General features: G+C 59.5%; 9 protein-coding genes and 1 tRNA gene. 7 read left to right on the top strand and 3 right to left on the bottom strand.

The annotated features are described in order from the left end of the window. The 7 genes from ACK3EW_RS06175 to ACK3EW_RS06205 all read left to right on the top strand — a co-directional run bounded on the left by ACK3EW_RS06175 (window position 1) and on the right by ACK3EW_RS06205 (window position 7,296). Complete coding sequence (locus tag ACK3EW_RS06175; RefSeq protein ID WP_493808882.1) at window positions 1-1,137, top strand: NUDIX domain-containing protein; 1,137 nt, start codon at window positions 1-3, stop codon at window positions 1,135-1,137. Window positions 1,138-1,190: 53 nt separating this feature from the next. Then, on the top strand, window positions 1,191-2,225 hold the full coding sequence (locus ACK3EW_RS06180; RefSeq protein ID WP_493808883.1) for a cysteine synthase A: 1,035 nt from the start codon (window positions 1,191-1,193) through the stop codon (window positions 2,223-2,225). Then, on the top strand, window positions 2,222-4,585 hold the full coding sequence (locus ACK3EW_RS06185) for a DUF3772 domain-containing protein (protein ID WP_493808884.1): 2,364 nt from the start codon (window positions 2,222-2,224) through the stop codon (window positions 4,583-4,585). The genes ACK3EW_RS06180 and ACK3EW_RS06185 overlap by 4 nt, the downstream gene beginning before the upstream one ends. Next, window positions 4,582-5,310, top strand: a complete 729-nt coding sequence (locus ACK3EW_RS06190; protein ID WP_493808885.1) for an alanyl-tRNA editing protein — start codon at window positions 4,582-4,584, stop codon at window positions 5,308-5,310. Before ACK3EW_RS06185 ends, ACK3EW_RS06190 begins: the two co-directional genes overlap by 4 nt. A gap of 8 nt (window positions 5,311-5,318) precedes the next feature. Continuing rightward, the gene (locus ACK3EW_RS06195; RefSeq protein WP_493808886.1) at window positions 5,319-5,684 is read left to right on the top strand and encodes a hypothetical protein; all 366 of its coding nucleotides are present in this window, start codon (window positions 5,319-5,321) and stop codon (window positions 5,682-5,684) included. Window positions 5,685-5,753: 69 nt separating this feature from the next. Further along, a tRNA-Ser gene (locus tag ACK3EW_RS06200) sits at window positions 5,754-5,843 on the top strand. A gap of 373 nt (window positions 5,844-6,216) precedes the next feature. Then, a complete protein-coding gene (locus tag ACK3EW_RS06205; RefSeq protein WP_493808887.1) occupies window positions 6,217-7,296 on the top strand; it encodes an IS5 family transposase in 1,080 nt (359 codons plus the stop codon). Window positions 7,297-7,312: 16 nt separating this feature from the next. Here ACK3EW_RS06205 and ACK3EW_RS06210 read toward each other — a convergent pair whose 3' ends face one another. From ACK3EW_RS06210 to ACK3EW_RS06220, 3 genes are read right to left on the bottom strand one after another with little or no spacing between them, the layout of a single operon-like run. After that, window positions 7,313-7,468: a hypothetical protein gene (locus ACK3EW_RS06210; RefSeq protein ID WP_493808888.1), complete on the bottom strand. Its 156-nt coding sequence runs from the start codon at window positions 7,466-7,468 to the stop codon at window positions 7,313-7,315. Window positions 7,469-7,481: 13 nt separating this feature from the next. After that, window positions 7,482-8,234 (bottom strand): M48 family metallopeptidase, encoded by a 753-nt coding sequence (locus tag ACK3EW_RS06215; RefSeq protein WP_493808889.1) that lies wholly within the window; start codon window positions 8,232-8,234, stop codon window positions 7,482-7,484. Then, window positions 8,234-11,500 (bottom strand): type I restriction endonuclease subunit R, encoded by a 3,267-nt coding sequence (locus ACK3EW_RS06220; protein WP_493808890.1) that lies wholly within the window; start codon window positions 11,498-11,500, stop codon window positions 8,234-8,236. Before ACK3EW_RS06220 ends, ACK3EW_RS06215 begins: the two co-directional genes overlap by 1 nt.

Below are 11,500 nucleotides of genomic sequence, written 5' to 3' on the forward strand. Positions count from 1 at the left end.
TTGCCGACGCTGTTTTTCTACGGCACCTTGTGTCATATTCCGTTGCTCGAAGCGGTTCTGGGTGTCGCATCAGGGGCATTGTCAGATCGGTTGCGACCGGGTGCACTTGCCGATCACGCTGTCTTCTGGGTCAAGGATCAACCCTATCCGATGATCGAGAAAGCCCTCGGCTCCTCTGCTGTGGGTGTCCTTCTACATGCTGTGACAGAAGATGAAGAAGAGCGGTTAAGGTATTACGAAGGCGCATTTTCCTATCATCTAAGCGAAGTGACAATCCGCGCCGACTTTGATCCTGTCACAGCGCTTTGCTTTTATCCGATGTCTCAGGATCAGATGCGCGGAACGGATTGGGTTCTGGCCGACTGGGTGCGGGGCTGGGGTGAGATGGCGGTGGGGGCTGCACGCGATGTGATGGCGCGGCGCGCGCGTTATGATGCCGATACCGCGTCGAACCTGCGGCCTTTCCTGATGGCCCGGCACTGGTCGCGGATGATTGCGCGTCGGGATGCAGGCCAGACCACGCGGCGCTATCGCAGAGCCGACGGGGATGTGACGGTCCATAAGCGCGAAGAGGGGTATCGCGGCTTTTTCGAACTGGCTGAATTCCAATTCGATCACAAAAGATTTGATGACACGCGAAGCCGGCGTGTGACCCGCGAGGCGTTTCTTGCGTTCGACGCGGCGCTGGTGTTGCCCTACGATCCGGCGACAGATCACATTCTGCTGATTGAGCAATTGCGCTTTGGCCCCTTGTGGCGCGATGATCCGCAGCCTTGGGTGTTTGAGCCCATCGCGGGGCTTGTGGATGCGGGCGAAGACCCCGCCGATACCGCCCGGCGCGAGGCGATGGAAGAGAGCGGGCTGAAGCTGGGTGATCTGGAGCCTATGGTGCAGGTCTATGCGTCTCCCGGATATTCGACAGAATTTTTCCATTGTTTTCTTGGTGTTGTTGACCTTTCTGAATTCACCGCATCAAGCAATGGCCTCGCGTCCGAGCATGAGGACATCCGCAGTCACGTGCTGCCGTTCGAGACGGCTATGGGCCTTGTCCAGAGCGGAGAGATCAACGCGGGGCCGTTGATTATGATGCTGTACTGGCTGGGGGCAGAACGCGGCAGATTGCGCGCGTCGGCTTGAGTTCCTTCTCTGGCGGGCCTACACCCTGAGGAAACACATCTGACGGGGGCACCATGCGTTTTGCAGGCGAACTGGCCGAAGCAGTCGGCAACACTCCTTTGATCAAGCTGCGCAAGGCCAGCGAAGCGACCGGGTGCACCATTCTGGGCAAGGCAGAGTTTTTGAATCCGGGCCAATCGGTCAAGGACCGCGCGGCGCTGTTCATCATTAAGGATGCGATCGCCAAAGGCACGTTGAAACCGGGCGGTACGATTGTCGAGGGCACTGCGGGCAATACCGGGATCGGCCTGGCGCTGGTTGGGGCGTCGATGGGGTTTAAGACCGTGATCGTGATCCCCGAAACGCAAAGTCAGGAAAAGAAAGACATGCTGCGCCTTGCGGGTGCAGAATTGGTCGAGGTGCCTGCGGCGCCCTACAAGAACCCGAACAATTACGTGCGCTATTCCGGTCGTCTGGCCGAAGAAATGGCGAGGCGCAGCAACGAGGGTGTGATCTGGGCCAACCAGTTCGACAATGTTGCAAACCGTCAGGCGCATATCGAAACCACCGGTCCCGAAATCTGGGAACAGACAGATGGCAAGGTCGATGGGTTCATTTGTGCCGTCGGTTCGGGTGGAACTTTGGCCGGTGTGGCCGAGGTGTTGCAGCCCAAGGGCGTCAAGATCGGTCTGGCCGATCCGATGGGGGCTGCGCTTTACTCCTACTACACCACCGGCGAGTTCAAATCCGAAGGTGGCTCAATCACCGAAGGGATCGGGCAGGGGCGCGTGACGGCAAATCTTGAAGGGTTCACACCCGATTTTGCCTATCAGATCCCTGATCATGACGCGCTGCCCATTGTGTTTGATCTGTTGGCCGAAGAAGGTCTTTGCCTTGGCGGGTCGTCGGGCATCAACATCGCGGGAGCGATGCGTCTGGCCAAGAATCTCGGGCCGGGCCACACCATCGTGACGATCCTGTGCGACTATGGCACCCGCTATCAATCAAAGCTGTTCAACCCGGCTTTCCTCAAGGAAAAGGGTCTGCCGGTGCCAGAATGGCTTGATGCAGCGCCTTTGGACATTCCTAAGGTCTTCGAGTACCAATGACCCACCTCTTCGCAGCGCTAAGAACGGCGACGTTTCTTTTCCTGCTCGCGGTTCAGACAGTCTGGGCGCAATCCACCCCAATGGATTACACGGCGTGGGAACAGGTGGCGTCACGCGCCGAAACGGCAATCGAGTCGCGGGACGCGTCGACCGAGGCGCTTGGGGCGCTCAGATCGGACGTGTCGTCGTATCGCGACCAGTTGCTGGGATTGCAGAATGCTGGCGACCCCCGACTGTCGACGCTGCAATCGCAGCTCGAAGCGTTGGGGCCGGCGCCCGAGGATGGCTCGGAACCCGAAGAGATTTCGCAGCGCAGGCAAGAGTTGCAGCGCCAGATCACCCAGCTTCAAGCGCCGCTGTTGCGCGCAGAGGAGGCGTATAACCGCGCAGATGGTGTGATTAACGCCATCGATGAAATCATCCGGTCGCGCGAGACGGAACGATTGCTGCAGCGTGATTCCGGACCTTTGGACCCTCGGCTTTGGGCTCCGGCGGTCACCAGCCTGTTTGTGCCGTTCAACGAAATCGTCAGCGAGGTGAAGGCCAACTGGACAAACGAGGTGCGCCGCAAAGCACTCTTGGACCAGTTGCCGGTCATTCTGCTGCTGCTTGGCATGTCGCTCCTTCTGGTCTTCCGCGCGCCAAAGCTGATTGACCGTCTGGGCTCGTGGCTGCGGGCCAAGACCCGCCGGGGCACCGGAGTCTGTAGCACTGTGCTGTCGCTTTTGCGACTTCTGTTGCCGACCGCCGGCCTTTTGCTCTTCGTTCTGGCGTTCAATATGAGCGGTTTGTTGGGACCGCGCGGCACCCAAATCATCTTTGTCTTCCCGCTGATGCTGTTCGTCGTACTGGTCGCGCGATGGCTGGCTGCCGAGACCTTTTCGAGCGACGACGAGATCAACACGATTTCCCTCTCGCAGCAGCGCCGCACCGAAGCCCGCTACTATGTGAACTCGCTGTCCTGGCTTCTCGCGTTGAACACGTTTTTCGCCCACCTGATCGAGATCGGCGAACTTGCCAATGAAACGCAGGCGGTTCTTGGCTTCGTAATCCACCTGCTGTGTGGGTTGGTCCTGTTCCGTCTTGGGCAAATCCTGCGCCGCACCGGCCCGCAGCCCGACCCTGACACGGTGGGCGTTACAGACGAGAGCGCGCAACTGTCTTTTCCGTCCCGGTTGGCCCGGCTGACGGGGCAGGGCGCGATGCTGGTGGGCGTCGTTGGGCCGCTCTTGTCGGCCATCGGATATTTCAACATTGCAGAGGCGTTGATCTTTCCGACCATCCTGACGCTGGGGCTGTTTGCGCTTCTGCTGATGCTACAGCGCCTGATCCGGGACCTGTATCACCTGTTCACCGGATCCCCGCTGGATGAAAGCCAAAGCCTGTTGCCTGTAATCTCTGGCAGTGTCCTGACGCTTGTCGCACTGCCGGTTCTCGCCTTGATCTGGGGCGCGCGGGTGGCCGATCTGACAGAGCTCTGGTCGCGGTTTCAGGCTGGATTCTCGTTCGGAGAAACCCGGATTTCGCCCACGGATTTCCTGACCTTCGCTTTTGTCTTTGTCATTGGCTATATCCTGACCCGCCTGTTGCAAGGCGGCTTGCGCGGGTCGGTGCTGCCGAAAACGCGGCTCGACAAGGGTGGTCAGACTGCGATCGTCTCGGGCACTGGATACCTTGGGATTTTCCTGTCGGTCATTGTCGCCATCACTGCGGCAGGCATCGACCTCACGGCGCTGGCCTTTGTCGCTGGTGCCTTGTCCGTCGGGATCGGTTTCGGCCTGCAGAACATCGTTCAGAACTTCGTGTCGGGGATCATCCTGTTGATCGAACGCCCGATTTCCGAGGGCGACTGGATCGAGGTAAACGGCCAGCACGGCACAGTGCGCGATATTTCCGTGCGCTCGACCCGGATCGAAACCTTCGACCGGACCGAGGTGATTGTCCCGAATGCCGACCTCGTGTCGAACTCGGTGACAAATTACACCCGCGGCAACACGCTGGGCCGTCTGGTGGTGGATGTGGGCGTCGCCTATGGCAGCGACACGCGCAAGGTCGAGGACATTCTCTACAAGATCGCCCGCAACCACGAGATGGTCCTGATGAACCCCGAACCCTTTGTGCATTTCAAAGGATTTGGCGCCGATGCGCTGGATTTCGACGTGCGCATGATCCTGCGGGATGTGACAAAGATCCTTGTGGTGCGGACTGAGGTGAACCATCAGATCGCAGAGACCTTCAAAAAAGAGGGGATCGAAATACCCTTTGCCCAGCGGGATATCTGGCTGCGTAACCCCGAAAGCCTGCAGGGCGCGCGGCCTGCGACCGCGCCGTCCAATGACCCAGAGGAGCACACATCGTGACAGAGACTGTCTCTCCGCTTTATCGTAACGATGCCTATGCCCGAGAAGCTGCGGCCCGCGTCACCGGCTATACCGACGAGGGCGGGATCATCCTTGAGACGGGGCTGTTCTACCCAACCGGTGGTGGCCAACCAGGCGACAGCGGGTGGATCGACTGGGACGGCGTGTCACTGGCCGTCGCGACAACGGTCAAGGGGCCTGCGGGCGAAAGCGTGCTGGTGCCTGCAGAACCCGCCAGGTTGCCTCCGGTTGGTGCGCATGTTGTGCAAAGACTGGATTGGGACCGCCGGTACAAACACATGCGCGTCCATACTGCGTTGCATCTGTTGTCGGTGGTTATCCCTTTGCCGGTCACCGGTGGGGCGATCGGGCCCGGCCGTGGGCGGCTAGACTTTATGATGCCCGAGTCGCCCGAAGACAGAGACGCGATTGAAGATGCGCTGAACCGGTTGATCGACCGTGACCTGATCGTGAGCGACAGCTGGATCACCGATGCCGAGCTGGATGCCAATCCGTCATTGGTCAAAACCATGTCCGTGCAGCCCCCGCGTGGCAGCGGCCAGGTGCGTCTGGTGCGGATCGGAGAGGGCAGCGACCAGGTCGACCTGCAACCCTGCGGTGGCACCCATGTGGCTCGCACCGGCGAGATCGGGCGGGTTGTCTTCGGCAAGATCGAAAACAAAGGCAAACAGAACCGCCGTGTGAACATCGCGCTCGAGGCGTGATGCACCGGGTGGCGTTTCTGGTGGTTGGCGGTTTCGTCGTCTGTGTCGGATTGGTGCTGCTGTTGGCGCCGGACACGTACTTTAAGCTCTACGCCGTGGCCTATGTGCCGGGAATGGATTTCCCCGCGCGCCGATTTGCACCTGCAGTGATGGCATTGGGCGCTCTTCTGCTCGTTGCGCGCAGGCTTGAACCGGGTCCGTTTCTCGCAGCGCTCTGTCTGATCTGCGCGCTTGCGTTCCTCGGCGTCGCTGCAACGGGCGTGCAGGCATGGCAAAGCAACGTCGCCCGCCCGGCAATTCTAGGAGCCGCGGCACTGGAGGTCGTGATCGCGCTGGTGTTTCTTGGCCTGTGGATGCGCCTGCGCAAGGTTTGAGCAAAACTTCCCATCTATCTCAACAATCGCCCTTGCATCCCCCCAATGCTTTCTTCTAAACATCGCCTCGGACAGGTGGCCGAGTGGTCGAAGGCGCGCGCCTGGAAAGTGCGTAGGCGGGTGACCGTCTCGAGGGTTCGAATCCCTTCCTGTCCGCCACTTGCCCTTGAGAAACTATTCTCCTGATCCGGCCGAGGCCGGATTTGTCCGTTATATTCGAGGGTTATGCGGGAGGGGCTGTTCACCGGCCCCGGTGCGAAGAGGGCCCAAAGCGTTCTCTACTGGCCGATATTCTCCGGACCTGTTGACTGCGCCGTTTTGGTGATTTTTTTGTAACATGCTGAAATTTATATACTTCCTCAGCGCCACGGTTGAACACTTCGACGCCGGTGGCGCTCGGGGAAATGGAACAGAAATCGAACTGTCGCAATACCGCTAGAGATTTGCTTTGGTAATCTAATGAGCTGGACACCCGCAAATACCTACCTGATTTCGACGTTTTGTGATTCACTGACGGCATGGAGGTGCGGTCATGAAACCCAGCAATCTTTTCGGTTTGTCCGATCATCTCGAGGCGCTCAGCAAGCACGGGGATCCGCTTGAGGTTCTCGATGCGACGGTGGATTTCGAGTATTTCCGGGGCTGGCTGGTCGAGGGTCTCGGGTATGGCGATGGCTCGAAAGGGGGGCGCCCGCCGTTAGATCCGGTATCGATGTTCAAGGCGCTGATCCTGCAGGCCCAGCACAATCTGAGCGACGCCAGAATGGAATTCATGATCCGGGACCGGCTGTCCTGGATGCGGTTTCTGGGGTTCGATCTGGGCGCGCCGACCCCTGACGAGAACACGATCCGGCACTTTCGCAACCGCTTGACCGAGACCGGGACGCTGAAGCGAGTGATGAAGGCGTTCGACTGGCAGCTTCACAAGAAGGGCTACATTCCCATGTCGGGCCAGATCGTGGATGCCAGCCTGGTTCCGGCCCCCAAGCAGCGCAACACCGATCCCGAGAAGGAGGCGATCAAGGCCGGCAAGACCGCCGCCGAGATCTGGCCCGATGCGCCGAACAAGGCCGCCCAGAAGGATACGAATGCGCGCTGGACCCTGAAAATCGGCGGCAAGATCCGGTATCGCCCGGACGGTTCGCCCTTGCCGCAGATCGCGCTGCCTGTCTTTGGCTACAAATCCCACATCAGCATCGACAGGCGGTTCGGGTTTATCCGCGAGAGCGCCGTGACATCAGCGGCATCCCCGGACGGGCGGATGCTGAGACAGCTCTTGTCCGACGAGAATACGTCGCGGGAAGTCTGGGCAGACAGCGCCTATCGCTCCCAAAGCAACGAGACATGGCTGGCGAAGAACGACTTCATCAGCAGCATCCACCGCCGCAAGCCGCACGGCAAGCCGATGCCGGAACGCACCCGTGCCGCCAACTTCAGGAAATCCTCCGTGCGCGCCCGGGTCGAGCATGTCTTCGCCCATCAGAAGACCCGCTTCGGTCTGTTCATCAGAACCATCGGGCTGGCCCGGGCCGAGGCGAAACTGACGCTGGCCAACCTCGCCTACAACTTCGACCGCCTGGTCTTCCACGAGCGCCGTTTCGCCATGGGGTGAGTCCGTCCGAAAAGGCTCAAATCGGCCCCGGATCATACCGATCCGGCCAAAAACTGATCGCCCGCCCGGCCGACACGTCGTAGCCCGCCAAAATCATACGGTTCTTGCGGGTGTCCAGCTGGTGCCAGCGTGCCAGCACGTGTTCCATGGCGTTCTGCAGTACTCCCTTCACCAAAAACCTCTGCTTACAAGCCTTCGACCTGGATACCGTTTTCGGCTAGCCATGATTTGCGGCTCCTCCAATCCGGAAGATGCTGGTCAACCTTGATCCAAAAATTGGCAGAGTGATTGCGGTGATGTGCGTGCGCCAGCTCGTGCACGACAATGTACTGGGCGATGCGGGGCGGGAGGAGAATGGCCTTCCAATGGAAGAACACGCGTCCGTCGGCCCCGAAAGACGCCCAGCGGAAGCCAAGATCCTGTACTTTTACCTCTTTGACCTCAACGCTCATGAGGTTTGCCTGCTCAGCCACCTGCCTCTCGAACCATTGCTGCGCCCGCCGCGCGTACCAGGATACGAACACCTCTCTCCCACGATGTACGGAACTCCTGCGCAGGCAAAAGCGGCCGTTCTTAAGGTGCAGGTCTACCAACTGTCTATCGGTCAGTCGCAGTCGGTAGCTCTTCCCGAGATACAGGAAGCCCTCGCCATCGACGAACTCCTTGACCGGGGCGCGTTGCTGTAGCCTAGCCTTTTCTTCGAGCTTTGTGTGCACCCAGAGAAGTTTCTCTTCCACGAATTCGATCAGCTGTTGGTCGACTACCTTCGAAGGCGCGACTATGAACAACTCGCCAGATCGTTCGACTGTAATCTGCATCGTCTTCCGTCGATCGCTCCGGCGGACTTCGAACCACAGGCCATCGACCTCAAGCCTGTGATCGCTGTTGCGGGCGGGTTTCCCACCAGTTCGGATCGGAGACAGCGGCAACGTTGGCATTAGGCAGCCCTCAATTTTTCGTCGTTGGCCTTTGCCTGTTGCATGAGCTGATCGGCCAAAGCCTCGGCGTCGGATACGCTAAAGCCTTTCAGTTGCTTGTCGAAGATGACCTCAAAAATCTCGGACCGTAGGTTTTCCTGGTCTGCCATCTTGAAGCTGCTCCAAATCGACCGGTTCGCGCAGATCTCCTCAATGATGCGATCCACTATCTCCATGGTCATCTGATGGATCGCGTGCAGCTGCTCAACAGGAGTTTCATCGTTGGCAGAACAGGCTTCGAGGACTGTCCGGAGGAAGGGAACATAGACCTCTGGTATGTCTGAGGGAATTTCATCAGTAGGCTGCTCCTGTGAGCGAAGTTCATCTATGATTGTCTTCAGTTGCTCAATGATCTGGTCCCATTGTTGTCCGAAGCCGTCGAGAATCTGGTTCAGGCGCTCGGACATCTTCTTGAACCGCACCGGATCGGTCTCCAGGCTCTTGCGGATATGAGAGCGGATCGCATGCTCCATTTCCGATGCCTTTGCTCGACTACCAGAGGCTTGACCAACCTGTTTCTCGAATTCCGCATCGGTCAATTGAACTGGCGGGATCTTGGGGTCAATGCCGAGCGAAATCACATGATCATCGATCAGCTTGCGCACCTTGGCACCAACGTCGGACCCAATTACCATGACATCACGATACCGGTTGCGGGCCCGAGCATGGATGTACGCAAGGCGTTTTGCATCCTTGACGAAGGGAAGGCCTTCTGGACGGGGAAGAACAATTTCCAAGGATTTCAGAAAATCCTTGAGCTTTACCGTGAACTCGGCGCGTGCTTTCTCTGTAGCCAATACGTTCAGACAATCCTCGTCATTGGATAAATCATCCATGCCTGCGCGTCGGAAGATGTCGACTACACGAATGTGCCGGTCCCGCAGGACGGGGATTTGATCATTCAGGCTGGCCAGCGCCCCATCAATGTCTTCATCCGAATAGGCAGCAAGGGCGGCTTTCAGGTGATGCGCCACACCGAAGTAGTCGACCACGATCCCGCAGGTCTTGCCGAATCCGGTACGGTTCACACGTGCAATCGCCTGCAGAAGCTCGGCTTCGCGGATGGATCGATCCAGATACATAACGCCCTCAATCGGGGCGTCGAAGCCAGTCAGGAGCATCGATTTGACAATCAAGAAGGCCAGCGGATCGGCCTTGGTAGGGTCTTTATGAAATAGTGGTTTCTTGAACCGCTTGATCCGCATTTCCTGTGCGGAGCCTTCGGTCCATTGCTTCCAGCTAGCATCGTCGTTGTTGCTGCTGGACATGACTGCGGCAAATTCGATCTTTTCCAGAGTTTCGCGATAGCGCCAAGCTTGCACCAATGCCTGCAATCTTGCGGGCTTCGTGCAGAGCAACTCGTCATCCATCGCCTTGTCATGATCCGAGAGTCCGGCGGCCTGGGCCATAAGCTCGTCGCGTGCCGCGAGAAAGGCTGCATGGTACCGGACCACCGCGGTGCGGCTGTAGCAAACCACTTGGGCTTTGTAGCCGTTGGGCAGGAGGTTGGTTACGTAGTGCCTCAGCATGTCGCGGGCTTTTTCTGCGATCAGCGCAGGCGCTTCCAGAATGTTGCCCTTGGTCGCGTATTTCTTGCGGATCGCCTCCAGCTCCTCGTCGGTGCGCCCGCGGAACATGTCCTCGAACAGCCCGTCCAAGGTTGTGCCATCCTTCACCGCGCCCTCGGCCGTGCGGCCTTCATAGAGTACCGGCACCGTGGCGCCATCCGCCTCGGATTCCTTGATCGTGTACTTGTCGATGAACTCGCCGAAGATCTGCGTTGTCCGCTTCCTCTCGCCCATGATGATCGGCGTGCCGGTAAAGCCTATACGTGCGCAGTTCGGCAGTGCGGCCAGCAGGTTCGCATGCAGATCGCCAGCCTGAGTTCGGTGCGCCTCGTCTACCACCACGACGATCGTCTCGTCCTCGTTCAGCACCTCGAAGGCCGGCCCCTTCGTGACCTCTGCCACATCCTCGTCGGTGCGGTATTTCTGGATCGTAGCGAAGACCAGGCCTGGCCCCTTGCGCCTGGCCAGCTTTTTTAGCGATCCGTTGCTCGTCGCCAATTCCACAACGTCGCCCGACATGGTTGCTGTCTCGGAAAGCTGCCGCTGCAGGTCGCGCCGGTCGGTCACCATGATGACTTTGAACTTACGCAAGCCCATATCCGTCCGCATCTTGCGGATCATGAACACCATGGTGAGGCTCTTGCCCGAGCCCTGCGTGTGCCAGACGATGCCGCCCCGCCGGTCGTACTCGCCATCCTGAACTCGCGTCTTTCCAGTCCGCAGGCGTTCCAGGGCGCGGTTCACCGCACGGTATTGCTGATATCGGCAGACAATCTTGATGGACTGGCCGCCCACATTCATGAACAGCAGGAAGTGTCGCAGGATGTCCAGCAGATGCGCAGGGCGCAGCATTCCGGCGACAAGGCGCTCCTGTTCGGACAGCCCCTTCTTGCCCAGAGCCTTCGCAACATCATCCTCGGAGCCGGTTCCATCGGGCCCGGCCACCGTCTTCCACTGACCATAATGCTCCAGCCCCGCACCTATGCAGCCGACGCGGGCCTGATCGAAGCTTGTGGCGATCAGCAACTGGACCGAGGCAAAGAGCGCGGGTGTGCCCTCGTTCTCTTCGACCTCAAGTGCTGCCTTGCGGGCGTTGTGATAGCGGCGGAGCTGCTTGACCGCCTCGGCCAGCGGCTCGGGGATGCCGGGGCTTTTCGCCTCGACCACCACCATGGGGATGCCGTTCACCAGCATCACGATGTCGGGGATGATGAAGCCCTTGCCCACGTCATGACCGGGCGGGCAGTCGATGCGGAACTGGTTCGCGACGGTGAAGCTGTTGGCACCCACTTCGTCCCAGGCGATGTAGCGGATGGTCTGGCCGCGCCCGCCGTCCCAACTGGGCAGGCCCTCGACCGTCAGGCCCTTGAGCAGCAGTTCGGTGACCGCCTGGTTCGCCTCCATCAGCCCGCGCTGGCCGTGACGGGTCAGGGCACTGACGGCCTCGGACAGGCGCGCATCGTCGAGCCAGGGCTCGCCATCGGGCCCGGGGTTGATGGCGCGCAGACGCTCGCGCAGCGTCGCCTCACTGATGACCTGTTTGAAGCTGTCGCGCCCTGTCTGGGCGGGGTCATCCATGTTGCCCGTCTGCGCCTGCCAGCCCATGGCGACGCATTGGTCGATGAAGGGCTTTTCGACATCGGTATATTCGTGACCCAT

It is taken from the genome of Marivita sp. NO-S04, assembly GCF_059070475.1.